General features: G+C 36.9%; 28 protein-coding genes (1 of these 28 cut by a window edge). 27 read left to right on the forward strand and 1 reads right to left on the reverse strand.

The window, feature by feature from the left end; all coding sequences use genetic code 11:
- Window positions 1-2: 2 nt before the first annotated feature.
- From LZP85_RS20280 to uvsE, 13 genes are all read left to right on the forward strand, one after another.
- Window positions 3-1145 (forward strand): mannitol-1-phosphate 5-dehydrogenase, encoded by a 1143-nt coding sequence (locus tag LZP85_RS20280; protein ID WP_119542906.1) that lies wholly within the window; start codon window positions 3-5, stop codon window positions 1143-1145.
- Window positions 1146-1221: 76 nt separating this feature from the next.
- The gene (locus tag LZP85_RS20285; RefSeq protein ID WP_119542905.1) at window positions 1222-1764 is read left to right on the forward strand and encodes a GNAT family N-acetyltransferase; all 543 of its coding nucleotides are present in this window, start codon (window positions 1222-1224) and stop codon (window positions 1762-1764) included.
- 77 nt (window positions 1765-1841) lie between these two features.
- Entirely contained in the window at window positions 1842-2543 is a 702-nt protein-coding gene (gene budA, locus LZP85_RS20290; RefSeq protein WP_025910579.1) for an acetolactate decarboxylase, read from the forward strand.
- Between the two features lie 193 nt (window positions 2544-2736).
- A complete protein-coding gene (locus LZP85_RS20295) occupies window positions 2737-3279 on the forward strand; it encodes a helix-turn-helix domain-containing protein (protein WP_025910581.1) in 543 nt (180 codons plus the stop codon).
- 26 nt (window positions 3280-3305) lie between these two features.
- Complete coding sequence (locus tag LZP85_RS20300; RefSeq protein WP_206833794.1) at window positions 3306-4415, forward strand: ABC transporter ATP-binding protein; 1110 nt, start codon at window positions 3306-3308, stop codon at window positions 4413-4415.
- The gene (locus LZP85_RS20305; protein WP_119542904.1) at window positions 4405-5205 is read left to right on the forward strand and encodes an ABC transporter permease; all 801 of its coding nucleotides are present in this window, start codon (window positions 4405-4407) and stop codon (window positions 5203-5205) included. Before LZP85_RS20300 ends, LZP85_RS20305 begins: the two co-directional genes overlap by 11 nt.
- A gap of 1 nt (window position 5206) precedes the next feature.
- Entirely contained in the window at window positions 5207-6010 is an 804-nt protein-coding gene (locus LZP85_RS20310) for an ABC transporter permease (RefSeq protein ID WP_025910587.1), read from the forward strand.
- Window positions 6007-7080, forward strand: a complete 1074-nt coding sequence (locus LZP85_RS20315) for an ABC transporter substrate-binding protein (RefSeq protein WP_119542903.1) — start codon at window positions 6007-6009, stop codon at window positions 7078-7080. The genes LZP85_RS20310 and LZP85_RS20315 overlap by 4 nt, the downstream gene beginning before the upstream one ends.
- Window positions 7081-7328: 248 nt before the next feature.
- The gene (locus tag LZP85_RS20320; RefSeq protein WP_224840388.1) at window positions 7329-8429 is read left to right on the forward strand and encodes an acyltransferase; all 1101 of its coding nucleotides are present in this window, start codon (window positions 7329-7331) and stop codon (window positions 8427-8429) included.
- Window positions 8430-8659: 230 nt separating this feature from the next.
- Window positions 8660-9745, forward strand: a complete 1086-nt coding sequence (locus LZP85_RS20325) for a D-alanine--D-alanine ligase (protein ID WP_062686440.1) — start codon at window positions 8660-8662, stop codon at window positions 9743-9745.
- Between the two features lie 66 nt (window positions 9746-9811).
- A complete protein-coding gene (locus tag LZP85_RS20330) occupies window positions 9812-11185 on the forward strand; it encodes a UDP-N-acetylmuramoyl-tripeptide--D-alanyl-D-alanine ligase (RefSeq protein ID WP_119542902.1) in 1374 nt (457 codons plus the stop codon).
- A 193-nt stretch (window positions 11186-11378) separates the two neighbouring features.
- The gene (locus tag LZP85_RS20335) at window positions 11379-12887 is read left to right on the forward strand and encodes a degradosome RNA helicase CshA (protein WP_119542901.1); all 1509 of its coding nucleotides are present in this window, start codon (window positions 11379-11381) and stop codon (window positions 12885-12887) included.
- A gap of 74 nt (window positions 12888-12961) precedes the next feature.
- Window positions 12962-13930, forward strand: coding sequence for a UV DNA damage repair endonuclease UvsE (gene uvsE / locus LZP85_RS20340; RefSeq protein WP_119542900.1), 969 nt, complete (start codon window positions 12962-12964; stop codon window positions 13928-13930).
- Between the two features lie 35 nt (window positions 13931-13965).
- Here uvsE and LZP85_RS20345 read toward each other — a convergent pair whose 3' ends face one another.
- The gene (locus tag LZP85_RS20345; protein ID WP_224840390.1) at window positions 13966-14559 is read right to left on the reverse strand and encodes a rhomboid family intramembrane serine protease; all 594 of its coding nucleotides are present in this window, start codon (window positions 14557-14559) and stop codon (window positions 13966-13968) included.
- 91 nt (window positions 14560-14650) lie between these two features.
- Between LZP85_RS20345 and acpS the strand changes: the two genes are divergently transcribed.
- From acpS to LZP85_RS20415, 14 genes are all read left to right on the forward strand, one after another.
- A complete protein-coding gene (gene acpS, locus LZP85_RS20350; RefSeq protein ID WP_025910601.1) occupies window positions 14651-15019 on the forward strand; it encodes a holo-ACP synthase in 369 nt (122 codons plus the stop codon).
- 113 nt (window positions 15020-15132) lie between these two features.
- Entirely contained in the window at window positions 15133-16149 is a 1017-nt protein-coding gene (locus LZP85_RS20355; protein ID WP_025910603.1) for a LolA family protein, read from the forward strand.
- A gap of 188 nt (window positions 16150-16337) precedes the next feature.
- Window positions 16338-17510 (forward strand): alanine racemase, encoded by a 1173-nt coding sequence (gene alr, locus LZP85_RS20360; RefSeq protein ID WP_119542899.1) that lies wholly within the window; start codon window positions 16338-16340, stop codon window positions 17508-17510.
- Between the two features lie 175 nt (window positions 17511-17685).
- Window positions 17686-17967 carry a CopG family ribbon-helix-helix protein gene (locus LZP85_RS20365; protein ID WP_025910605.1) on the forward strand — a complete coding sequence of 94 codons (282 nt, stop codon included), beginning with the start codon at window positions 17686-17688 and terminating at the stop codon, window positions 17965-17967.
- A gap of 4 nt (window positions 17968-17971) precedes the next feature.
- Window positions 17972-18322, forward strand: coding sequence for a type II toxin-antitoxin system PemK/MazF family toxin (locus tag LZP85_RS20370; protein ID WP_025910606.1), 351 nt, complete (start codon window positions 17972-17974; stop codon window positions 18320-18322).
- A 173-nt stretch (window positions 18323-18495) separates the two neighbouring features.
- Entirely contained in the window at window positions 18496-19332 is an 837-nt protein-coding gene (locus LZP85_RS20375) for an RsbT co-antagonist protein RsbRA (RefSeq protein WP_119542898.1), read from the forward strand.
- Window positions 19329-19691 carry an STAS domain-containing protein gene (locus LZP85_RS20380; RefSeq protein WP_035321022.1) on the forward strand — a complete coding sequence of 121 codons (363 nt, stop codon included), beginning with the start codon at window positions 19329-19331 and terminating at the stop codon, window positions 19689-19691. Before LZP85_RS20375 ends, LZP85_RS20380 begins: the two co-directional genes overlap by 4 nt.
- 3 nt (window positions 19692-19694) lie before the next feature.
- Window positions 19695-20096, forward strand: a complete 402-nt coding sequence (locus tag LZP85_RS20385) for an anti-sigma regulatory factor (protein ID WP_025910609.1) — start codon at window positions 19695-19697, stop codon at window positions 20094-20096.
- Window positions 20097-20107: 11 nt separating this feature from the next.
- Window positions 20108-21121: a PP2C family protein-serine/threonine phosphatase gene (locus tag LZP85_RS20390; RefSeq protein WP_119542897.1), complete on the forward strand. Its 1014-nt coding sequence runs from the start codon at window positions 20108-20110 to the stop codon at window positions 21119-21121.
- A 62-nt stretch (window positions 21122-21183) separates the two neighbouring features.
- Window positions 21184-21516: an anti-sigma factor antagonist gene (locus LZP85_RS20395; protein ID WP_025910611.1), complete on the forward strand. Its 333-nt coding sequence runs from the start codon at window positions 21184-21186 to the stop codon at window positions 21514-21516.
- Window positions 21513-21998, forward strand: coding sequence for an anti-sigma B factor RsbW (gene rsbW, locus LZP85_RS20400; protein ID WP_061785866.1), 486 nt, complete (start codon window positions 21513-21515; stop codon window positions 21996-21998). Before LZP85_RS20395 ends, rsbW begins: the two co-directional genes overlap by 4 nt.
- Window positions 21964-22758: an RNA polymerase sigma factor SigB gene (gene sigB / locus LZP85_RS20405; RefSeq protein ID WP_025910613.1), complete on the forward strand. Its 795-nt coding sequence runs from the start codon at window positions 21964-21966 to the stop codon at window positions 22756-22758. The genes rsbW and sigB overlap by 35 nt, the downstream gene beginning before the upstream one ends.
- Complete coding sequence (locus LZP85_RS20410) at window positions 22755-23366, forward strand: PP2C family serine/threonine-protein phosphatase (protein ID WP_224840392.1); 612 nt, start codon at window positions 22755-22757, stop codon at window positions 23364-23366. Before sigB ends, LZP85_RS20410 begins: the two co-directional genes overlap by 4 nt.
- A 118-nt stretch (window positions 23367-23484) precedes the next feature.
- Window positions 23485-25275, forward strand: partial view of a Tex family protein gene (locus tag LZP85_RS20415; protein WP_226639778.1) — the 5' portion only. It continues 357 nt past the right edge of the window; 1791 of the gene's 2148 nt are visible here — the first part of the coding sequence; its start codon is at window positions 23485-23487; its stop codon lies beyond the right edge, outside the window.

The following is a 25275-nucleotide window of genomic DNA, read 5'->3' on the forward strand; positions in this document are numbered from 1 at the left end:
GTGTGAAAACAGTTGTACATTTTGGCGCAGGTAATATTGGAAGAGGGTTTATCGGTTCACTATTTGCTCAGTCGGGATACCACGTTACGTTTGTTGATATTGCGCAAACAGTTATTGATAAACTCAATGAAGGTAAAGGGTACCATGTGAAAACCGCAGCAGAAAATGCCGAAGTGATTGAAGTGAATAATGTGTCTGGCTTAAATAATATGACGCAAGAGGAAGAAGTATTGGACGCTTTAAAAACAGCTACCTATATCACAACAGCTATCGGACCAACAATTTTACCTCGTATTGCGCCGTTGATTGCAAAAGGCTTAGCAGCTCGCGTCAAGGAAAACGATGAGAAAGTGTACGTTATTGCATGTGAAAATCAAATCTCGGCAACGGAATTACTAAAAGGTTATATTCTAGAAAACCTAGATGAAGAAACAAAAGAAGAGCTTTCTAAAAAAGTATCATTCTTTAACTCAGCAGTCGATCGTATTGTACCAATTCAATCGAATCCAGACTCTATTGATGTATTGGTTGAGCCATATTATGAGTGGGTAGTAGAGACAACAGAAGATATTCCAACAGTTGAAGGAATGAAAATTGTTCCGGACTTAGCGCCATTTATCGAACGTAAGCTTTTTACGGTTAATACAGGACACGCCGTAATTGCCTACTTAGGGTACTTGCAAGGAAAAGAAACAATTCATCAGACATTAGAGGATGCTGAGATTTATGAACAGGTACAAAAGACGTTGAAAGAAACAGGTGCGTATCTTGTTCAAAGGTATGGTCTTGATCAAGGTGAACATGAGGCATACATTAAGAAGATTATTGAGCGCTTCAAAAATGCTTATTTAAACGACTCTGTTAATCGTGTAGGGCGTTCACCTATTCGTAAGCTAGGGTCTCAAGATCGATTAGTTCGTCCAGCTGTAGAAGCAAAACAAGCAGGTTTGCCATATGCAAACTTAGCAAAGGCAATCGCTGCAGCATTGCTGTTTAATCCTTCAGAAGATGAAGAAGCTGTTCAGCTACAGACAATGCTTGAAGAACACGGTATTTTGTATGTGCTAAGTAAAGTGAGCGACTTACATGAAAACGATGATTTAACTCAAGAAATAATTGAGCACTACTCTCAATTACAGAAATAAAAATATCTTTTCCAAAACGAGCCTTATAATAAAAAGAGGCTCGTTTTCTAATGGAATAAAAGGGGAGAGAGGATCCATGATAAAACCAAAAATATTTCAAGTTAACGGAACGGAGTATACTATTCGACCTGCTAAAGTCAGTGATGCACCTGCACTTGCTGAATTGCGGTTACAAATTGATGGTGAAACAGAACATTTCGATCGTGTACAAGGAGAAGGCCTGATTGATGAAGGGGAATTTAAGGAGTTAATTTTGCTAGACACGTCTATACCCAACCATTTATTTCTCGTCGCGGAAGTAGAAGGGAACCTTGTTGGTTTTTCTAGGTGTGAAGGCAGTCATCTGAAGCGTCTCAAACATCAAGTCGAATTTGGAGTAGGTGTCATAAAAGAGTTTTGGGGATTAAAAATAGGTCAGGCATTACTAAGTCAATCGATTCTTTGGGCTCATCATCAAGGTCTTGTTAAGATGACGTTAAAGGTCATTGAAACGAATAAAAGTGCTATATATGTTTACAAAAAGTATGAGTTTGAAATAGAAGGAATTTTAAAGAAGGATAAGCGTCTATCTGATGGTCATTATTACAACACACTTATTATGAGCCGCTTTTTTAGCTGAATCATTCGTTTCGACTTCTCTTCAGAGGGAATACTTTCTATATCAATAAGTATCCGTAGGGAAAGGAGAAAAGATCGATGAGCTCTATTATTTATCAAAAATCTACGATGGTAGCATTGCTAGAAGGTGTTTATGATGGAACAATGACAAAAGAAGAGCTTTCTCAAAAAGGAGATTTTGGCCTGGGAACATTTCAGGCGTTAGATGGTGAAATGCTAGCGGTAGATGGGGGTTTTTATCATTTAAGAGAAGGAAAAGCGGTAGAGGTAGAAGCAAAAGACGTGCTTCCATTTGCCGTGATGACGTATTTTAAAGGCCAAACAGAAATGATTTTAGATGATGTGTTAACTCAGAAAGAGCTTGAGCAACAGCTAGAAGCTCAAATGAGTAGTGAAAACGTCTTTTATGCAATTAAGATAGAAGGAGTTTTTAAACAAGTAAAAACAAGAACGGTAGCGAAACAAAGAAAGCCATATCCACCAATGACGGAAGTCGCTGAAAGCCAACCTGTTTTTGAACTGGAAGATGTAAAAGGAACAATGGTAGGTTTTTTTACGCCAAATTATGTAGCAGGTGTAGGAATTCCAGGATACCACTTCCATTTTATTGATGAACATAAAACGGCAGGTGGTCATGTTTTAGATGTAACAGTTCAAGATGTAAAGGTAATCCTAGAAGAAAAAACGTTTTTGGAATTGGACTTAGATGATACTCAGCGTTTTCGTAATGCTAATTTAGACAAAGAAAATATAAGAGAGGAAATTGAAGAAGTGGAATAAAGCATCGTTTAAGCGATGCTTTTTTTAATCCAAGTAAATGGAAATTTTTAAGTGCCATAATTGCAAAAAACTCCTTGTGCTCAGCTTTAAAACATGTATAATAATACGAGTTGAAAGTAAACTTTAAGTTAAGTGTTACAAAACTTTATTTACTGGAAGTTTACTTATTTTAAACATGTTGAGGTTTAAATAAATGGAGATAGGTAAGAAGATTAAAAACTTACGTTTAAAAAAAGGATTAACGCAAGAAGAGCTTGGAGAACGGACTGACCTTAGCAAAGGTTATATTTCACAGTTAGAGCGAGATTTAAGTTCTCCTTCTCTTGAAACGTTTTTTAGTATTTTAGAAGTGTTGGGCTGCCAACCAAACGAGTTTTTTGATCAAGATACAACGGTGCAAAAAGTTGTATATAAAAAAGAAGACTACACCAATTATTGTGATGAAGAAAAAGGCTATCACATTGAATGGTTAGTTCATGAATCGAATGAAAAAGAAATGGAACCTATTCGCTTAATTTTAGAAAAAAAAGGTGAATTTAAAGAATTTGAGCCTTCCTTATCTGAAACCTTTGGCTATGTGCTAAAAGGAGCTGTTATTGTTCAAATTGGTCAGCGAACGTATGAAGCGAAAGAAGGAGAAACGATTTACTTCCAAGCTGCTGAAGAGCATAAAATGTTCAATGCCTATGACGGCGTCACCGAGCTTATTGTAGTAGCGACAGAATCATATTTATAAAGAGATTAAGAGGAGAGACGATTGAAATGAACGATAATCAAGCGATTATTCGCTTTGAAAATGTAACAAAGCAATACGACAACGATTCAATAGTGCTTGATAATGTAAGCTTTGAAATTGAAAGAGGAAAGTTTTATACGCTACTAGGTCCATCAGGGTGTGGTAAAACGACTATCTTACGCTTAATTGCAGGGTTTACAGAGGCTTCAAGCGGAGATATTTATTTCAACGGTAAGAAAATTAATTCCGTGCCAGCTAACAAACGTCAAGTAAATACTGTGTTTCAGGATTATGCATTGTTTCCGCACCTTAATGTATTTGAAAACATTGCATTTGGATTACGAATAAAAAAAGTAAAGAATACAGAAGTCAAAAAGCGAGTGAGTGAAGCACTTCGATTCGTTAATTTAGAAGGATATGAAAATCGTGAAATTAAAGAGATGTCTGGAGGGCAACGCCAGCGCGTGGCAATTGCTCGAGCAATTGTAAACCAACCGGAGGTCATTTTACTTGATGAACCGCTATCGGCACTGGATTTAAAACTGCGTACGGAAATGCAGTATGAACTAAGAGAACTTCAGCGCCGATTAGGTATTACATTTATTTTTGTTACGCATGACCAAGAAGAAGCACTAGCGATGTCTGATGAAATCTTTGTATTAAACAAAGGACATATTCAGCAAAGTGGTGCACCAACAGATATTTATGATGAACCAATTAATCGCTTTGTAGCAGATTTCATTGGGGAGTCAAATATTATTCCAGGAAGTATGGTTGAGGACTTTGTTGTAGAGTTTGCGGGTGAACGTTTTGAATGCGTCGATAAAGGCTTCGACCCAAATGAAAAAATAGAGATTGTCATTCGTCCAGAAGACTTAGAAATTACGGATCCAGAAAAAGGTAAAATCCAAGTGAAGGTTGACTCTCAGCTGTTTAGAGGGGTTCATTATGAAATTTGTGGATACGATAAGGATGGAAACGAGTGGCTTGTGCATTCAACAAAAAAAGCAACAGTAGACGAAGAAATTGGTCTTTACTTTGATTCTGAAGCAATTCACGTTATGCGCTTTGGTGAAACAGAGGAAGAGTTTGATAAGAGGCTAGAAGCATATGGTGACGAGACTCATGCAAACTAAGTCACGTAATATTTATTTAGTACCGTATCTGCTTTTTATAGCTTTGTTTGTTATTGCACCGATTGCCTTAGTTGTTTATTATTCGTTCTTTGATATTCACAATGAGTTCACTTTAGCCAATTATGAAAAGTTTTTTACACCTGTTTATTTAAAAATGACGCTCAGCTCGTTTTGGTATGCTTTTTTAATTACGCTATTTTCATTATTAATTGCTTATCCTACAGCGTACTTGTTAACTAAAACAAGACATAAGCAACTATGGCTGTTGTTGATTATTTTACCAACTTGGATTAACTTACTGCTAAAAGCATATGCGTTTTTAGGGATTTTCGGTACGTATGGAACAATTAACAGCTTTAGTGAGTTTTTAGGATTTGGCACTCATCAAATATTATTTACTGATTTTAGTTTTGTTTTTGTATCTGTTTATATCTTTATTCCATTTATGATTTTACCAATTTTCAACTCGCTAGAAGAACTGAACCCTTCTTTAATATATGCATCGCGTGATCTAGGGGCTTCTTCATGGACAACATTCCGTCGAGTTGTATTCCCACTCACATTAAATGGCGTGAAGTCAGGGTGCCAAGCGGTCTTTATTCCTGCGCTATCACTCTTCATGATTACTCGTCTAATTGCCGGGAACCGAGTGATTACGCTTGGTACTGCAATTGAGCAGCATTTCTTAGTAACACAAGACTGGGGAATGGGAGCGACGATTGCGGTCTTCTTAATTATTGCGATGGCAATTATGATGATTGCAACTGGAACTAGAAAGAGAGGACTATAAAATGATGAAGAAATGGAAATGGAGCAATATATATTTAATTTTAGTTTTTGTCATTTTATATGCGCCAATCTTTTACCTTATGTATTATTCATTCAATAGCGGTGGTTCAATGAGAGAGTTTGAAGGCTTTACATTGCAATGGTATAAAGAAGTCTTTCAAGATACAAGGTTATTAATCATTGTATTAAACACTCTTATTATTGCTTTGCTTTCATCCGTAATTTCAACAATTCTTGGGATTATTGGAGCGCTTGCAATTATTTATGTGAAAAGAAGAAGAGTTCAAAATACGCTGCTGACGTTAAACAATGTTCTCATTGTTAGCCCAGATGTCATCATAGGAGCTTCTTTCCTTATTTTATTTACGATTGTTGGAATTAAGCTTGGCTTTACATCTGTTCTACTGGCCCACATTGCTTTTAGTGTTCCAATTGTTGTTATTATGATTCTTCCAAAGCTTCAAGAAATGAGCCCAACTCTAATTGATGCAGCACGGGATTTAGGGGCGAGCCGTTTTCAAGTATTATCAAAAGTTATTTTGCCGTTTATTTCACCGGGAATCTTTGCAGGATTCTTTTTAGCGCTGACTTATTCGTTAGATGATTTTGCAGTTACGTTCTTTGTAACAGGCAACGGATTTTCTACACTGTCGGTTGAAATTTACTCACTAGCAAGACGCGGCGTATCATTAACGATTAACGCACTGTCTACGCTAATTTTCTTATTTACTGTGCTGTTAGTAGTAGGCTACTATTTTGTTAGCCAGCGTAATCTTCGTACGAAAGGAGGCGGGGTTGAGAAATGAAACAATTAATGCGGTCATTTGTTGTTATTGTAGCCATTTCACTCGTCTTAATGTACGTTGTATCTCGGTTAAACTCTGCTCAGGGATATTCAGGAGGCAATACCCTGACCGTGTATAACTGGGGTGATTATATTGATCCAGAAATTATTGATGAGTTTGAGGAAGAGACTGGGATTAAAGTTATCTACCAAACGTTTGATTCCAATGAGGCAATGATGACAAAAATTGAACAAGGTGGCACCACGTTTGATATTGCGGTACCATCAGAGTACGCGATTAGCAAAATGAAGGAAGAAGATTTACTACTTCCTGTAGAACATAAGCAGCTACCTAACTTAAAACATATTAATCCACGCTTCCTCAACTTATCGTTTGATGAAGGAAATAGATATTCTATTCCTTACTTTTGGGGAACAGTAGGTGTTGTTTATAACAAAGAAATGCTAAATGGCAAGGAGATTACGAGCTGGGACGATTTATGGGACCCAGAATTAAGAAATCAAATCCTGTTAGCTGATGGTGCACGAGAAGTGATAGGAATGGGACTTAACAGCTTAGCCTATTCGCTAAATGACACGAATAAAACGCATTTAAGAGAAGCGAAAGAAAAACTAGATACGTTAACACCCAACGTTAAAGCGATTGTTGGAGACGAAATTAAAATGTTGCTAGCAAACGAAGAGGCAGCCGTCGGTTTAGTTTGGTCTGGTGATGCTTCAGAGATTATGAGTGAAAATGAAGATCTAGATTATGTAGTCCCAGAAGAAGGGTCGAACCTGTGGTTTGATAATATGGTAATTCCTAAAACAGCAAAAAATGTTGAGGGTGCTCACCAGTTTATGAATTTCATGTTAGACCCAGAAATCGCAGCTCGAAATGCTGAATATGTAGGGTATTCAACGCCAAACGAAAAGGCTCTTGATTATTTACCGGATGAAGTTGCAGAGGATAAGCGCTTCTATCCAGATGAAGCATTAACTGAAAAGTTAGAGGTGTATGATAATCTAGGAAAAGAAATGTTAAGCTACTACAACGAATTATTTTTAGAGTTTAAAATGCATAGAAAATAGGTCTTGTTTTCACTCCCTTTATCTCACCAACAAGGATAAATGTGTAAAATAAATAGGTTTTACTCCCTGTTGAAAAGATAAAAATAGACCTTTAATATAGAGATAAGAAAGCTAATGACATAATTTATTATGTCATTAGCTTTTTTTTATGAAACTTTTTTAAAAATAGGGGAAAAGTAAGGCGTAACACTTATGGCATAGGGGAATAGAGATGACGTGTTAAATTTTTTCATAATAGGAGACAGAATGTGAAGAAACAACAAATTGAATCAATTTATTTTTTAAGATTATTTGCCATGATGATGGTTGTACTTGTACACGTAACGGCAGCGTATGCAAGCGTCCTTCCATATAGCGGTGATGCGTATCAGAAGTATCATTTTATCAACCGCATTATTCGGATTGAAGCGGGAATCTTTATTGTGATTACAGGACTCGTATTCTTTTATAGCTATATAAAAAAGCCGTTAACAAAAGAGTTATGGAAAAGTTACTATACGAGGCGAGTTACATATATTCTTATTCCTTATATCATTTGGGCATTGATTTATGAAGCATATTCAATTTATGTAGGTGCAAGAGAATTTAACGCGACAGAAATTTTGCTGCGCATTTTAAAAGGTGAATCTTACTATCAACTGCACTTTATTTTCTTAATTGTGCAAATTTATCTTGTTTTACCTGTTTTTATATGGATCGCTCAAAAGTTTACTTTTTTTCGCCGCTATATGTGGTTATTCGGAGTCGTCCTACAGCTAGTTTATCTTCAATTAAATTCAATGTACGGTCTTGTATCATTTACTTTATTTATTAGTTCATTATCTACCTTCCTATTAGGAGCATGGATTGGTGTTTACTATAATGAACAGAAAGCAAAAAGCGCGAATAAATCTACGATTGTTTTGCTAATTATTGCTTTAATTGCAGGAGCAATCGTCTCTTCTTTACATTATTATGTGTATACAATTAAGACACTTTACCTATCAGGGGTCATGTACGAGACGATTAATACGTTTTATCTCGTGTTAGGAAGCTACGTAGCATTTCGTATAGGAGAGATCTTAGCTGCAAAACTTCCTAGAAGAACTGTTATTACAGTTCGAAATATTGCAATGTACTCTTTTGGCTTTTATTTAATCCATCCTTTAGTATTAAATATTGTCTCTGAATTTGTACCTGCAAATAGTAATCAATTGTTTCACATTGAAATGCTAATTCGGTATGTATTAACTTTAGCTTTATGCTACCTCATTATATGGGCTTGTCATCGGTTTTTACCGTTTGCAAGTTTATTGTATGGAAAGCTTCCAAAGAAAGCGGTATTCTTATACAAGCATGAAGTACAATAATAATAAAAGTGGTAAAAAGATCAACTCTTTTACCACTTTTTTATTGGAGTTGGAATTCTCTTACTGATTTGAACAGAAGCTGTTATGATAGCAGGTAAGTCAAAAATAAATTATAATTTGACTCACATCTGCCCACGTTTTACATAAGTAATAAAGAAAGAAACTGTTTCCTATAAGGATAGAGAAAGTGATAAAATAGAAAAGATGAAATTGTGTTAGGAGGAACACTTGTGAAAATTAAGCTTGGTCTTTTATACGGGGGAAAATCCGCTGAACATAAAGTATCTTTACAAACAGCTTTAGCAGTAACAAAAGCAATTAACCATGATAAATACGAAGTACATCCAATTTATATTACTGAAACAGGCGAATGGGTTCGCGGTACAAAGTTGACGGGTCCACTTGAAACAGTAAACGAACTTGAAATTAGTAACAGTGGTACGGTCATTTCACCAGTATCTTTAAATACAAATATGTTTGCTTTATCCGACGTGAAAAATGAAGAAACGCTTGATGTAATTTTCCCACTTTTACACGGTCCAAACGGTGAAGATGGAACAGTCCAAGGGCTGTTAGAATTATTAAACCTACCTTATGTAGGAAACGGCGTTTTAGCATCTGCAGCAGGGATGGATAAAGTCGTGATGAAGCAACTTTTCTCTCAAGCAGGTTTAAAGCAAGTAAAATATGAATATTTTATTCGCAAAGAGTGGGATGAGAACCGTGAAGCAGCATATGAAGTTGTTGAGGAAAACTTAGGTTACCCATGCTTTGTCAAACCAGCTAACTTAGGTTCAAGCGTTGGTATTAGTAAGTGTGATAATCGCAAAGAATTAGAAGCGGCATTTGAGGAAGCATTCCAATTTGACCGTAAAATTATTATTGAAGAAGCGGCAATTGGACGCGAAGTGGAAATCGGTGTATTAGGTAATGATGATCCATCGTGCTCAGTTGTTGGAGAAATCTTACCAAAGGCTGCTTTCTATGATTATAAAGCTAAGTACGAAGATGGTAGCACAGGTCTTGCTATCCCGGCTGAAATTAGCGAAGAAACATATGTAGAAATGAAAGAATTGGCAATTAAAGCATTTAAAGCAATTGACGGTTCAGGACTTGTTCGTGCTGATTTCTTCTTAACAAAAGAAGGCGAGTTAATCATTAATGAGGTAAACACAATGCCAGGGTTTACACCGTTTAGTATGTTCCCATTATTATGGAAGCATGCAGGTGTTGAATATCCGGTGTTAATTGAAACATTAGTGGATTTAGCGCTTCAGCGTCATGATGAAAAGCAAAAAATTAAACATACGATGTAAGAAAAAGGCTGACACTATTCAAAATGAATAGTGTTTCTGCTTTTTGCGAAAGGAGTTATAAGCATTATGATTAATCGAAAGCTAAAAGATGTGGTGAAGATGATTCCAAACAGCAGTTTAGCTCATGGTGACGAACAGGTTCATATTAAAGGTGTTTCAATTGATACAAGAACACTGCAACCAGAAAATTTATATGTACCAATTAAAGGTGATCGCTTCAATGGACATGAATTTGTTGAAAAAGCAATTGAAGCAGGTGCTGTGGCAACCTTATGGAACAAAGATGAAAAAGATATTCCACAAAATGCACCTGTCATTTTAGTAGATGATACGCTTGAAGCACTACAGCAATTAGCAAAAGCGTACCGTCATGAATTAGCGGTAAAAGTGGTAGGAATTACAGGAAGTAACGGGAAAACAACAACAAAAGACATGGTGGATGCTGTTTTATCGACAACGTATAAAGTTTTGAAAACAGCAGGTAATTTTAACAACCATATCGGTATGCCATTAACAATCTTGCGTTTGGAAGAAGATACTGATATTGCTGTCCTTGAAATGGGAATGAGTAGTCGCGGTGAAATTGAATTTCTCTCAAACCTGGCTGAGCCTGATGTTGCTGTCATTACAAACATTGGTGAATCCCATCTGCAAGATTTAGGTAGCCGAGAAGGAATTGCTGAAGCAAAATTTGAAATTACAAGCGGTTTATCTGAGCAAGGACAATTTATCTTTAATGGTGATGAACCACTTCTAACAAGTCGAGTGAATAATCCAAAGTTTAAAGCCATTACGTTTGGAAGTTCACCAAATAATGACCTTTTTTTAACGGATATGACAAGAGAAGAACATGGAACGACATTTTTCGTTTCACGTGAAACACAAAAGTTTTTCATTCCTGTATTAGGTGAGCATAATGCACATAACGCGATGGCTGCTATTGCTGTTGGTCGCTATTTTAACCTGAGTAATGAAACAATTGCACAAGGATTAGCTGGCTTGAAGCTGACAAATATGCGAATGGAATTAGTGAAGGCTGAGAGTGGATTAACGTTTATTAATGATGCGTATAATGCAAGTCCAACATCAATGAAAGCAGCGATTAAGTTAATCCATGAGATTCAAGGTTATAACAAGAAAATCTTGGTTTTGGGGGATATGCTCGAACTTGGTGATCAAGAAATACAATTTCATAAAGAGATTGGAAAATTTATTGACCCTGCTGCAGTGGAATATGTATTTACATACGGTCCACTAAGTAAGGAGATTGCCTCAGGAGCACAAGAGAATTTTCAAGAAGGAAAAGTTCTTCATTTTGACGATAAAGATACGTTAGCAGATCACTTACAATCTGTTAGTTCTTCAAATGATATTGTATTGGTGAAAGCATCTCGAGGTATGAAGCTTGAAGAGGTAATCACTAAAGTGATGTCGAAATAAGAAGAGGAATAATAGAATAAGCTCTATTGCAAATAAAAACTCATAGTGTTATGATGTAGTTTGAGTGTCTTGAGATGCTTATTCTCTAAACGTTGATTTCATTAAGTAATCGTTTAGAGCATTTTCCGGGTATCGGGGAATGCTTTTTTTTGTAAAATATAGATAGTCTAAATATAGAAGGAGTTTGAAAAATTTGGCATTATTTCAAGAGTTAGGTTTAAGTCAACAGCTAAACAACGCTGTTAGTAAAATGGGTTTTGAGGAAGCTACACCAATCCAGTCTGAAACAATTCCTTTAGCGCTACAAGGTCATGATTTAATTGGACAAGCACAAACAGGAACTGGTAAAACAGCAGCATTCGGTATTCCTCTTATCGAAAAAGTAGATGCAAGCGTTGATGCAATTCAAGGTTTAATTATCGCACCTACACGTGAACTTGCTGTACAGGTATCTGAAGAACTTTATAAGATTGGACAAACAAAACGCGTTCGTGTTTTACCAATCTACGGTGGTCAAGATATCAGCCGTCAAATTCGCGCTCTAAAGAAACGCCCTCACATTATCGTTGGAACACCAGGACGTATGTTAGATCATATTAACCGTCGTACACTTCGCTTACAAGATGTTCACACTGTTGTATTAGATGAAGCGGATGAAATGTTAAATATGGGATTCATTGAAGATATTGAAAAAATCTTATCTAATGTTCCTGAAAATCATCAAACGCTATTATTCTCAGCAACAATGCCTGACCCAATCCGCCGCATTGCTGAAAAATTCATGAGCGAACCTAAAGTTGTAAAAGTAAAAGCAAAAGAAGTAACAGTTCCAAACATTCAACAGTACTACGTTGAAGTACAAGAAAAACGTAAATTTGATGTGTTAACACGTCTTTTAGATATGCAGTCACCAGAATTAGCTATTATTTTTGGTCGTACAAAGCGTCGTGTTGACGAGTTATCAGAAGCTCTAAACGTACGTGGCTATTCAGCTCAAGGAATCCATGGTGATTTAACGCAAGCAAAACGTCTATCTGTTTTGCGTCAATTTAAAGAAGGTTCTATTGACGTGTTAGTTGCTACAGATGTAGCTGCTCGTGGACTAGATATTTCAGGCGTAACTCACGTTTATAACTTTGATATTCCACAAGATCCAGAAAGCTATGTTCACCGTATTGGACGTACAGGTCGTGCGGGTAAAATGGGTGCAGCGATGACGTTTGTAACACCAAGAGAATCTGGTCAATTACACAACATTGAGCGCACAACTAAGCGTAAAATGGATCGGATGACACCTCCAACATTGGATGAAGCATTAGAAGGTCAACAGCGTATTGCTGCAGATAAGTTAGTTGAAACAGTAAAAACAGGTAACTTATCTTACTATAAGCAATTAGCTGAAGAGCTACTAGAAGAAAATGAATCTGTAGCATTAGTAGCAGCAGCACTTAAGTTAGCAACAAAAGAGCCAAACGATGTGCCTGTAAACTTAACAGCTGAACCACCTGTTGTTGGAAAAGGTGATAAGAACAGACGTGGTGGTAACAACGGCAGTGGTCGTTCACGCTCTAATTCTAAAAACTATTCACAACAAAACCGTCGTGGAAACTCTAAGCGATTTGGAGATAAGCGCCGTAGCAATAATAGCGGTGGTCAAGGAAATCGCCAAAACAACCGCAAAGATTCACGTACAAAAGCATAAAAGAAAAGCGAGCCAATTGGCTCGCTTATTTTTTTGCCATTAGGAAATACTAAACGGAAAGTGAGGTGTTTTCTATGTCAACTTTAGTGCGCTTAGGATATGTAGCAATGAGTGTTCAATTACAGAATGCGTCTCCGTCTCAGACGATGACTTTTGCGCAGTTTCAACGAATTCAAAACCGAGAAGCTGCTATTTCTAAATTAGAGCGTATTTCTATTTCTAACTTAGAAAACTGTTTAAGGTTATTGAAGCATAATGTTTGGAGTGAAGTGGAATTTTTTCGGCTTAGTTCAAAACTCATTCCCCTTGCCAATCACCCAGAGATTAGTGATTGGAACTACATGAACGCTTTAAAGCCGGTCATTCTTGAGATTCGTCAGTTCCTAGAGAGGAATCCGATGCGCGTTGATTTTCATCCCGATCATTTTGTTGTGCTAAACTCTACAAATAAAGATATTTTAAAGCATTCCCTTGAAACCCTTCAAATGCATAAAAAGTTGTTAAAAGGAATGGGGATATTACCTAAAAACCGCTGTGTTTTACATGTAGGAGGAGCTTATAACGACAAAGAAAAAGCGCTTGAGCAGTTTATTCATAACTGGGGACTAGTACCTCATTCTATTCAAGAAATGATTATGCTTGAAAATGATGATACAACATTCTCTGTTCAGGATGCATTATACCTCTGCGAAAAATTGAACATTCCTTTAATATTTGATTTGCATCACCATCAAGCTAATCATGAAAATCCTGATTGGACAGAATATTGGTCTAGAATTGTTGCTACGTGGGAACAAGAAAAGCTTCCATTGAAAATGCACATCTCGAGTCCAAAAAGCTCAAAAGACTTTCGTGCCCATGCAGACTACATAAATGCAGAAGAGTTTTATCAATTTTTAGAATCAATTTCTGGGACAATACCACAGATTGATTGCATGATTGAAGCAAAACAAAAAGATGCAGCGCTCTTTCAGCTGATGAATGATTTAAAAACATATGAAAGAATCGAAATAGTAAATGGATCTACGTTTATTGTAAAATAACAAGAGAACAGTTCGTTTAAAGAACTGTTCTCCTGTTATTTACGGGCAAACAAAATTGTTAATAGGTAGCCGCTTATAAAGCCACCGATATGAGCAACGTTATTTACTCCGCTATTTAAAAATCCAGATAGTAACCCTATAATTAAGAGCACAATGACAATTTGTTGATCGCTTTTTGTAAAATAAATTGTTTTGTTTCGAATGAAGTAAATATAGGCACCGAAAATGCCGAAGATTGCACCTGATGCGCCTACATGACTATAGTAAGCAGGCTGAATGATAAAAGTAAGTACATTTGCTAATAAGCCACACGCGATATAAAAACCAAGAAATTTATAGCGTGATAGCTCTCTTTCTAAACGTGGTGCAAATAAAAATAGTGAAAAAGAGTTAAACAGTAAATGAGCAAAGCTGTTGTGTAGAAACATGGATGTTGCCAAGCGCCAATATTCTCCTTGGCCAATGGCACCGTTATAACCAACAAAGTTATAAAATAAGGATTGAATAGGTTGGGCAGGAATTAAAAATAAAGCCCACAAGAGTATATGAATACAAAGTAGTAGAAATGTAATTGGATAGTAGGTTCTGAATTCGCGAAAGCTTTCGGTTCGAACAAAGATCGCAACCACTTCCTTTCATAAGGAACTTAGTATAGTTTGTTTTAGGTGCATTTCTTTATTTTATGCAGTATACAAAAAGATAGAAGGGTGTGAAGAGCAATTGATTAAAGGGATTGGACTGGATATTACCGAGCTAGATCGAATTGAAAAGCTTGCAAAAAGACAATCTTCGTTTGTTACTCGTATTTTAACAAAAAATGAAAAGGCGAGCTACGATAAACTCCAAGGGAAAAGGCAGATTGAGTTTCTAGCAGGTCGTTTTTCAGCGAAAGAGGCCTATTCTAAAGCATTAGGAACAGGAATAGGAAAAGATTTAAGTTTTCAAGATATTGAAGTTCTAAATGAACATAGTGGAAAACCAGTGCTTTATACGCTAAATAAAAGCGATAACAAGTACATTCATGTCTCCATTTCACACAGTCAACATTATGTTGTAACACAGGTAATTATTGAAAGCTCGTCAAGCTAGTCTGCATATTCATATTCCCAACTTCATATATTCATATTGCGGACAAGGGAGACAGGTAGTATCTTGTTTCTCTCGACATGTAGGTATGACATGATATAAAAGGAGTTGGGGAGATGCATAAAAAGTTTATTGGGTTATTCGCGTGCGCCTTTTTACTATTACTATTGGCTGCTTGTGGCGAAAAAAGTCAGCAAGACGTAACGGATGCACTAGATGCTAAGATTGAAGATATGAAAGGGTATAAAGCTGAAGCAGAAATGAAGCTAAATACAGGCAAGGACGCGCAAGTATATGACGTTGAAATTTGGCACAGTAAGCCAACGTATTATCGTGTAAACTTAAAAAATACGAAGAAAGACCAAAGTCAAATGATTTTGCGCAACGATGAAGGTGTCTTTGTCTTAACACCAGCCTTAAACAAAAGCTTCCGTTTCCAAAGCGATTGGCCACAAAACAGTAGCCAAGCTTATTTATATGAATCGTTAGTGCAAGACATTGTGCAGGATGAAAGTGCAGAATTTAAGTCGACGGATAAACATTATGTATTTAAGACAAAAACAAATTACCAAAATAGCACGATGTTGCCAAAACAAGAAATTAAGCTAAATAAAAAGGATTTAACACCTGTATCTGTAAAAATTATGGATACAGACAACAAGGTACTAATTGAAGTGGATTTTTCAAAAGTACAAGTTGATTCAAAGTTTGATAAGGGTGCATTTGATACGAAACGCAACATGACAGGGGCTAAAATTGATGTTCCAACAATGGCTACAGAGAAATCTGATGAGTTCGGTGTGCTTTATCCAGAAATCTTACCAAAAGGCGTTAAGCTAGCAGAGGAGAAAAAGGTTGAAGGCGAAAACGGTGAGCGAATTGTTTTAAAGTATGAAGGTGAAAAGTCGTTTACGCTTGTTCAAGAGAAAGCAAAAGTAGCGGAAACAGCAGCCTCTACAGCTACTTTAACAGCTGGGGAGCCGTTTGATTTAGGATTTACAGTTGGAGCACTAACGGATAAGACGCTTTCTTGGTCTTATGATGGAATTGACTTTATGATTGCTTCAGAAAACTTAACGTCTGAAGAGATGAGTAAAGTGGCGAATTCAGTTCAAACTCAGCTTGGCAAATAACTACTTTTAATACAGGCTCGCGAATAGCGAGTCTTTTTGTTTTCTTAATTGGATTTGGTTTCATTTGTGAGAAAATTCAAATCTGTTTAGTTTAATTTTTATTTCCTTCTAATGAACTTTAATTTTGGATGTATTATACTAGCAAAGTAGCATATGTTTATAATGGTTCTGAAAAAGGAAGTGTCACAATGGTTAAAGCATTTTACCGAGAAACATGGGCAGAAATTAATGCAGATGCAATTTTGTATAATGTTCAAGAAGTTAAAAAGTTATTAAAACCGGATCAAAAGCTCATGGCTGTAGTGAAAGCAAATGCATATGGGCACGGAGATGTAGAAGTAGCAGATTTAGCACTACAAGCAGGTGCTAATATGTTAGCAGTTGCATTTTTGGATGAAGCAATCTCACTTCGTCAGAAAGGGGTTAAAGCCCCCATTTTAGTACTAGGAGCTGTGCCGCCTCTTCATGTTAAAGAGGCTATTAAATGGAATGTTACGATAACTGCTTATAGTAAGCAATGGATAGAAGAAGTAATTGCAGACCAAGCTAATAATGGAAGGTTAACTATTCATTTGAAAATAGATACTGGAATGGGAAGACTAGGCTTACGAAGTGATGATGAGATCAAGGCAGTAGCAACACTGTTAAAATCACAATCCTTTATGGAAGTAGAGGGAGTATTTACTCACTTTGCAACGGCAGATGAACTAAATTCAATTTACTTTCAAAATCAATATCACAGGTTTCAAAGCGTAGTGCAGCTTATTCAGTCTTTAGGAATTAATCCTCCTCTGGTTCACTGTGCAAACAGTGCGGCTATTTTTCAGCAACCTGAGAATTTGTTTACCGCTGCTAGACTAGGGATTTCAATGTATGGGTTAAGCCCGTCGCCAGAGATGAAGGAAATCATTTCTGTCCCTTTAAAAGAAGCTTTTTCATTGCATAGTACACTTGTACATGTTAAAAAAGTAGAGCCAGGTAGTGGTATTAGCTATGGTATTACGTATGAATCAGAGAAAGCAGAATGGATTGGAACGGTTCCAATTGGCTACGCGGACGGATGGATTCGAAAGCTTCATAACTTTACTATCCTTGTTAAAGGAAAAAAAGTTCCTGTGGTGGGACGTATTTGTATGGATCAACTAATGGTACGCCTTCCAGAGCAGTATCCAGTAGGCACAAAAGTGACGCTTATTGGTAAGCAGGGCAACGAGCAAATATCCATTGATCAAGTAGCACAGCACTTGGAAACTATTAACTACGAAGTACCTTGTATGATTTCAGCTCGTGTACCAAGGGTGATTGTGAAGAATCAAGAGCAAGTGAATATTACTAACTACTTGTTGAACGAACAAAATTGACGTAGGATTTAATAAATATTCAGCTTAAAAATTAAATTTATGCATAAAACAATGCGTCGATTGACAATAATAGTGTAGAAATTGACAGAATTAACTTTCCATTAATACGTATGAGTGTTATGATAAGGAAAGATGAGACTATTGGTGTGTGTATTGATGTTGGAGGTGTATGTTTGTGTCTGAAGCGAGCGCAACTACAGAAATCCTGGTAAGATTGCCGAAAAATTTAGTATCGGAACTTGATCTTATGGTGAAACAAGAAAATGGTAACAGAAGCGAATTTATTTACCAAGCAACGAAATTATACCTTCGTGAGCGAAAAAAACGCCATATTCGCGAGTCTATGCGTCGCGGATATATGGAGATGGCAAAGATAAATTTAAACATTGCTTCTGAAGCTTTTTTAGCTGAGTCTGAAGCAAACCACACAGTGGATCGTTTAGTCAGCGGGGGTTAATGTCTTGGTAGTCAAACGCGGCGACGTTTATTTTGCTGACCTATCTCCTGTTGTTGGCTCAGAACAAGGAGGCGTTCGCCCTGTACTTGTCATCCAAAATGATATTGGAAATCGGTTTAGTCCGACTGTCATTGTTGCTGCAATTACTGCTCAAATTCAAAAGGCAAAGTTGCCTACGCATGTAGAAATTAATGCGAAAAAGTATGGGTTTGAGCGCGATTCAGTTATTTTGCTAGAGCAAATTCGAACAATTGACAAACAGCGACTAACTGATAAAATCACCCATTTAGATGATGAAATGATGGACAGAGTGGATGATGCCTTGCAAATCAGTGTAGGACTTATCGACTTTTAGAATTATACTTCCATTTATACTAAGTTGCTCCTTTAAGGGCAACTTTTTTAATTTGACGAAGAATAACTAGTAAACGTATATTGAAAGAAGAAATCTATTTAATGGGTTTATTAAATATGGTAAAAAATAGCTGAATAGCATAAAGAAATGTGATTTCTTACAAGGAGGAGCTCATGAATCAAGAGAAGTTATTTGAGTATATTCAACAATCTAAAGCGGATATATTTGAACGTTGGCTTGTTACAATGAATGATATTGAAACGGGTCGAATTAAAAGTGTTGTATCGGAACAAGTTTATGTAAACGTTAGTTCAGATTTTGTGAATGTAGTTTTATCGAATGCATTTCGTTCTTTAAATGAGTTTTCAAATGAACTCGAAGATATTGTAGAAAAAGTTGTCAAGCTAGGATGGCCACTTGGATACCTAACGCAAGGCTTGCGTGAGTTAGGACATGTTGTTGTGGAAGGGTATCTAAACGAAGGAACTTCTAACAAAGAAGCACACTCGGAAATCTTTTATCATTTTGATAAATGGCTTAGTCCTGTTTATAACAAGGTAGTAGAGCAATATTCAAGTTCATGGGAAAATACGGTTATGCTACAAAAAGTAGCTTTACAAGAATTGTCAGCGCCGCTAATTCCGGTATTTGATAAAATAACAGTTATGCCCCTCGTGGGGACAATCGATACAGAGCGTGCAAGAAAAATTATGGAAAACCTTCTGCAAGGCGTTGTTAAGCATCGCTCAGAAGTGGTTTTAATCGATATTACAGGAGTGCCGGTAGTTGATACAATGGTAGCTCATCATATTATACAAGCTGCTGAGGCTGTACGATTAGTAGGAGCAAAATGTTTATTAGTAGGGATTCGCCCTGAAATTGCACAAACAATTGTTAATTTAGGAATCAATTTAAATGAGCTAATTACGAAGAACTCGTTGAAGAAAGGAATCGAATTTGCGTTAGAAATGACTAACCGTCAAATTATCGATATGGAATCGGGGGAATGAACGTGAGAATACCGATCTTAAAATTATATGACTACTTACTAGTCTCGATTCAATGGGAGCTTGATGATCACACAGCTATTCAATTTCAAGAAGATTTACTAAGTAAAATACACCAAACTGGAGCAAAAGGCGTAGTAATCGATTTAACATCCATTGATATGATTGACTCATTTATTGCTAAAGTGTTAGGTGATGTAGTTAGCATGTCCAGTTTAATGGGGGCACGTGTTGTTTTAACAGGAATTCAACCCGCTGTTGCTATTACCTTAGTGGAACTAGGTATTGGATTAAATGATGTTTTTACTGCGCTTGACTTGGAAAAAGGTCTTGAGAAACTCCAATCGGAACTGGGGGAATAATAGATGGAATTCCAATCCAGTGTAAAAATTGTAACGGAGTGGGATATTGTGGCGGCGCGTCAGCTAGGTAGAAATGTTTCCAAGGATTTAGGATTTGGAACTGTAGATCAAGCGCGTATTACAACAGCCATCTCTGAATTAGCACGTAATATTTATTTATACGCGGGGAAAGGACAGATTCATATTGAAAAATTGGATCGTTCAACTACACGAGGACTTTTAATTATTGCTACAGATGAAGGGCCAGGTATTCCTGACATTCGCAAAGTGATGGAAGATGGATATTCTACATCTGGAGGATTAGGTGCAGGTTTACCAGGAGTGAAACGTCTCATGGATGAGTTTTCAATTGAATCAAATGTAGGAGACGGTACTGAAATCAAAGCAATTAAGTGGCTCCGCTAGGAGGAGAATAAATGTCTTTTGATAAAGAGATGAAACAGCTATATAGGGATATTTTGGGGAATTATATTCAAACGCAAGATGAGCAAGTTTTATACCAAGGACAAAAGCTAAGTCGCAAATCTTTAGAAAATGAAATATCGCCAGAAGACATCGTTAGTATTCATAAAGAGGTAATTGAAGAGATTTATTCTGATATTCCAGAGAAAGTATTGCATTCATTAGATTTTTTATTAGAGGTTATGATTAGCTATGGATTAGCGTTACGTGAACATCAAACGTTAAAAAGTAAGCAGAGAGAGCTTCGGTCAGAGATTGAAGTTGCTGCAAATGTTCAGCAAAATTTATTGGGAACAAATATTCCGGATAATGTGGATACTTTAGAGATTGGCGCAGTGAGCGTACCAGCCAAGCAGATGAACGGTGATTATTTTCATTTCGTGGATGAAGACAACGGTGGTGTTAGCATTGCGATTGCAGATGTAATTGGTAAAGGAATACCGGCTGCGATGTGCATGTCGATGATTAAGTATGCGATGGATAGCTTACCGGATTCTCGGAAAAATCCAAACTATGTGCTTGAAAACCTGAATAATATTGTAGAGCGTAACGTGGATCCGAGTATGTTCATTACAATGTTTTATGGTACGTACCATCCTGCTAACAACTTGTTTACCTACGCATCAGCCGGTCATGAACCAGGATTCTATTATGAAGCTTCAACTGATACATTTCATGATTTAGAAGCAAGAGGTCTAGTTCTAGGTGTAGATCGTCATGTGAAGTACTCACAGTATGAAAAAGAGCTTCACAAAGATGATATGATTATCTTATTAACGGATGGAGTAACAGAATGTCGAACTGAAGAAGGATTTTTGGAAAGGTTGGACATTATAAAACTAATTCGTAAATACATGCATTTGACACCTCAAGAAATTGTTGAGGCAGTTTTTAAAGAATTAGAAAAACTACAAGAGTTTCAGCTTCGAGACGATTTTACCCTTATTATTTTAAAAAAAGCAGTTTAACTAGAAAGAATGAAGGGTAAAGAATGTATAGTTTATGAAAACTGAGGAGGTTTATAGATACGATGAATTTAAAGATTGATGTTCAAGATGCTGGTCAGGAATATCGTATTACGTTGGCTGGCGAAATTGATGCATATACAGCTCCGAATTTAAAAGAGAAATTTATGGAGATAGCAGAACAAGACGATGTTAGAATCACAATTGATTTGACAGACGTTTCATATATGGACAGTACAGGTCTTGGTGTTTTTATTGCACTTTTAAAAGCAATTAAAAAGCATAACGGTTCATTAAAGTTTGTTGGTGTGTCTGAGCGTTTAAAGAGATTATTTGATATTACAGGATTGACGGATATTTTAAATGTGAATTCACAGGTAGAAGGTGGCGTGAAATGAAGCAACCGTATGATTTCGTTGAGATGAAAATTCCAGCTAAGCCAGATTATGTCGCAATCATTCGCCTAACTTTGTCAGGAGTGGCAAACCGTATGGGCTTCTCTTATGATGATATTGAAGACATGAAGATTGCAATAAGTGAAGCGTGTACGAATGCTGTTCAGCATGCTTACAAAGAAGATGAAAATGGTGAAGTTAAGGTAGGTTTTGGCCTTTTTTCTGACCGCTTAGAAATTATGGTGGTTGATAAAGGTGAAAGCTTTAACTTTGAAGAATTAAAAGAGAAAATCGGGCCTTACGAGACAGCGAAAGAAGTTGAGATGCTGCCAGAAGGTGGATTAGGCTTATATTTAATTGAGACGCTCATGGATGAAGTGAAAATGATGAATTCTAAAGGTGTTACCCTCATGATGACAAAGTATTTGCAAAGAGAGCAGGTGGAGAGTGATGAAAACACAGTCTCAACCTATGAAATTAACTAAAGAACAGGTTCAGGAACGAATTGAGCGTTTTCAAAAATTCCAAGATGAAGAAGCACAAAGTGAGCTCGTTATTCACTATAAAAATCTTGTTGAATCGATTGCCCGTCGTTATTCAAAAGGCCGAAGCTTGCATGAGGATATTGTGCAAGTTGGTATGTTAGGCCTTTTAGGTGCAATTCGTAGATATGATCCTTCGTTTGGAAGAAGCTTTGAGTCGTTTGCTGTTCCGACAATCATTGGTGAGATAAAACGATTCTTACGTGACAAAACGTGGAGCGTGCATGTTCCTCGTCGAATTAAAGAATTAGGTCCGAAAATTAAAGCAGCTGTTGAAGAGTTGACAACCCAATTACAGCGCTCTCCTCAAGTGCAAGAGATTGCTGATTATATTGGAGTCACGGAAGAAGAAGTTTTAGAGACGATGGAAATGGGGCAAAGCTACCAAGCGCTCTCTGTTGACCACTCCATTGAAGCGGATTCTGATGGCAGTACCGTAACTATTCTAGATTTAGTTGGTGAAAAAGAAGCAGGCTATGAGAAAACCGACCAAAGATTGGTCTTGGAGAAGATTTTACATGTTTTAAGCGAGCGAGAAAGAGAAGTCATTCGCTATACCTTCATTGAGAACCTGAGTCAAAAAGAAGCTGGTGAGAAATTAGGTATTTCTCAAATGCATGTATCGCGTCTTCAGAGAAGAGCTCTTGATAAGCTTCGAAATGCCGCTCGAACAGACCTCACCGAAGCGGAGTATAAAAAGTGACGAATCGTATATCTGCTAATCAATCTTTCATAAAAACAGCCACTCATCAAACACCTAAAGATGGAAACACCTGTTGTGGTGACGGCTTTTATATCAAAGAAACTAGCGATTATTTCTTATGTGCCATTGCGGATGGGTTAGGAAGCGGTGAACATGCAAAAATAGCGTCCGATGCTGTCATTCAAACTGCGAAGCAAAATCATAATCTTGAGCTTGATGATTTAATGATGCTGTGTAATGATGTGACTAAAGGGACGAGAGGAGCCGCTGTTGCTCTATTGAAGTTTGATAAACGCAGCCGGCATTTTTCGTACACGAACGTAGGTAATATTCGTTTTTATCTATATGCCCCAGACGGAAATCTTACGTATCCTTTACCTGTAAAAGGGTTTTTATCAGGTCGAAAACAAAAAATTCAGGTTCAGACTTTTCCATATGAACCGAACTCTCAGTTTTTAATTCATACGGATGGATTAGATTTAAAAGAAGTTAGAGCCTTTTTTAGTTCTCGGATGAACATAGAGCAATTATCCGCTCAACTGAAAGCGAAACTATCTTCTCACAAAGACGATGTAACATTCATATTGGGAGAGCTACCAACAAATTAATGATGTAAAATTTTAACTCACATGTGCTAATACATGTGAGTTTTGTTACAATTAAAAGAAAACATTGCTAGGAGAGATTGAGTTGACGGCCATAGCAAAAGTGCAAACAACTGATGTAATGAAGCATGTAAGTGATCAAGTAAACCTTCCTTTAAAGCAAGTAAAGAATGTAATAAATTTAATTGAAGCGGGAAATACAGTTCCGTTTATTGCTCGTTACCGTAAGGAACAAACAGGATCTCTTGATGAAGTGCAAATTCGAGCAATCTTAGACGAGTGGACATACTTAACGAACTTAAATACCCGAAAAGAAGAAGTTATCCGCTTGATTGAAGAGCAAGGAAAGCTAACGGATGAGCTGGCTACAATTATTGCAAAAGCAACAAAGTTACAGCAAGTGGAAGATTTATATAGACCTTATAAACAAAAGCGAAGAACTAAAGCAACTGTTGCAAAAGAAAAAGGATTAGAGCCTTTTGCTCAATGGATTTTAACATTTCCTTTAGAAGCAGTTAAAGAGAAAGCACAGCTATACATATCTACGGAAAAAGGTGTCGATAGCGTGGAGGATGCCGTACAGGGTGCTCAAGATATCATCGCGGAGATTATATCTGACGAGCCTTCCTATCGTCAGTGGATTCGAGACTATACGTTTAAACATGGCGTTATTGAAACCGAAGCTAGAGCTCATGAAAAAGATGAAAAAAATGTATATGAAATGTATTATGAGTATAAGGAATCTGTAAGCAAGATTGTTCCTCATCGCGTGTTAGCTATGAATAGAGGGGAAAAAGATGGGATATTAAAAGTATCCATTAACGTATCTACAGAAGGCATTTTTAGATACATACAAAAAGGATTTGTTAAAAATACGAAATCGTCTGTTGTCTCATTAGTAGAAGAAGCGATTACAGATGCATATAAGCGGCTAATTGCTCCTGCTATCGAACGAGAGATTCGAAAAGAGCTAACAGAGAGAGCTGAAGCACAGGCTATACATATCTTTTCCGAGAATTTGAGAAAGCTACTTCTTCAACCGCCTCTAAAAGGAAAGGTTGTCCTGGCTGTAGATCCTGCGTATCGAACTGGGTGTAAGCTGGCAGTTATTGATGAAACAGGAAAAGTACTCAAGATTGATGTTATTTACCCGCATCCTCCTGTTAATAAAAAAGTAGAAAGTGTAAAGCAAGTAACTGAAATCATTGAAAAATTTTCAATTGAAATGGTAGCAATCGGAAACGGTACAGCTTCTAGAGAGACAGAACAGTTTATTGCGGAGATTTTGCAACATCAATCTAGAAATATTTTTTATTTAATCGTAAATGAAGCGGGCGCTAGCGTTTATTCTGCTTCTGACATCGCTAGGGACGAGTTCCCAAATTTTCAGGTGGAAGAAAGAAGTGCAGTCTCAATTGGGAGAAGGTTACAAGATCCGCTTGCCGAACTTGTTAAAATCGATCCAAAATCAGTTGGTGTTGGACAATATCAGCATGATGTTTCTCAAAAGCAGCTAAATGATTCATTAACGTTCGTGGTGGAAACAGTAGTAAACCAGGTGGGAGTGAATGTAAATACGGCTTCTTCTTCTTTGCTTCAATATGTGTCAGGTCTTAATAAGACGGTCGCTCAAAATATTATTCGTTATCGAGAAGAAAATGGTAAGCTGAAAAGCCGAAAGGAACTGAAAAAGATTCCGAGATTAGGTGCTAAAACATATGAACAATGTATTGGCTTCCTGCGAATTATTGATGGCCAAGAGCCGCTAGATCAAACGAGTATTCATCCTGAGAGCTATGGTTACGTGAATGAATTGCTAGGTAAGGTGAATTTAACTTATGATTATCTTGGAACAGATGAATTAAAAGAAGCATTAAATAGCTTATCTATTTCTGATCTTTCAGAAGAGCTA

The sequence above is a fragment of the Priestia flexa genome, assembly GCF_021441905.1.
Lineage (GTDB): Bacteria > Bacillota > Bacilli > Bacillales > Bacillaceae_H > Priestia > Priestia flexa.

Excerpts from the sequence above, each read along its gene's own strand:
- rsbW (WP_061785866.1), top strand. The coding sequence starts at position 21,513 with ATGAAGCAACCGTATGATTTCGTTGAGATGAAAATTCCAGCTAAGCCA.
- budA (WP_025910579.1), top strand. The coding sequence starts at position 1,842 with ATGAGCTCTATTATTTATCAAAAATCTACGATGGTAGCATTGCTAGAA.
- LZP85_RS20295 (WP_025910581.1), top strand. The coding sequence starts at position 2,737 with ATGGAGATAGGTAAGAAGATTAAAAACTTACGTTTAAAAAAAGGATTA.
- LZP85_RS20305 (WP_119542904.1), top strand. The coding sequence starts at position 4,405 with ATGCAAACTAAGTCACGTAATATTTATTTAGTACCGTATCTGCTTTTT.
- LZP85_RS20390 (WP_119542897.1), top strand. The coding sequence starts at position 20,108 with ATGTCTTTTGATAAAGAGATGAAACAGCTATATAGGGATATTTTGGGG.
- uvsE (WP_119542900.1), top strand. The coding sequence starts at position 12,962 with ATGTCAACTTTAGTGCGCTTAGGATATGTAGCAATGAGTGTTCAATTA.
- LZP85_RS20380 (WP_035321022.1), top strand. The coding sequence starts at position 19,329 with ATGAACGTGAGAATACCGATCTTAAAATTATATGACTACTTACTAGTC.
- alr (WP_119542899.1), top strand. The coding sequence starts at position 16,338 with ATGGTTAAAGCATTTTACCGAGAAACATGGGCAGAAATTAATGCAGAT.
- sigB (WP_025910613.1), top strand. The coding sequence starts at position 21,964 with ATGAAAACACAGTCTCAACCTATGAAATTAACTAAAGAACAGGTTCAG.
- LZP85_RS20300 (WP_206833794.1), top strand. The coding sequence starts at position 3,306 with ATGAACGATAATCAAGCGATTATTCGCTTTGAAAATGTAACAAAGCAA.
- LZP85_RS20315 (WP_119542903.1), top strand. The coding sequence starts at position 6,007 with ATGAAACAATTAATGCGGTCATTTGTTGTTATTGTAGCCATTTCACTC.
- LZP85_RS20330 (WP_119542902.1), top strand. The coding sequence starts at position 9,812 with ATGATTAATCGAAAGCTAAAAGATGTGGTGAAGATGATTCCAAACAGC.
- LZP85_RS20375 (WP_119542898.1), top strand. The coding sequence starts at position 18,496 with ATGAATCAAGAGAAGTTATTTGAGTATATTCAACAATCTAAAGCGGAT.
- LZP85_RS20355 (WP_025910603.1), top strand. The coding sequence starts at position 15,133 with ATGCATAAAAAGTTTATTGGGTTATTCGCGTGCGCCTTTTTACTATTA.
- LZP85_RS20395 (WP_025910611.1), top strand. The coding sequence starts at position 21,184 with ATGAATTTAAAGATTGATGTTCAAGATGCTGGTCAGGAATATCGTATT.
- LZP85_RS20385 (WP_025910609.1), top strand. The coding sequence starts at position 19,695 with ATGGAATTCCAATCCAGTGTAAAAATTGTAACGGAGTGGGATATTGTG.
- LZP85_RS20285 (WP_119542905.1), top strand. The coding sequence starts at position 1,222 with ATGATAAAACCAAAAATATTTCAAGTTAACGGAACGGAGTATACTATT.
- LZP85_RS20310 (WP_025910587.1), top strand. The coding sequence starts at position 5,207 with ATGATGAAGAAATGGAAATGGAGCAATATATATTTAATTTTAGTTTTT.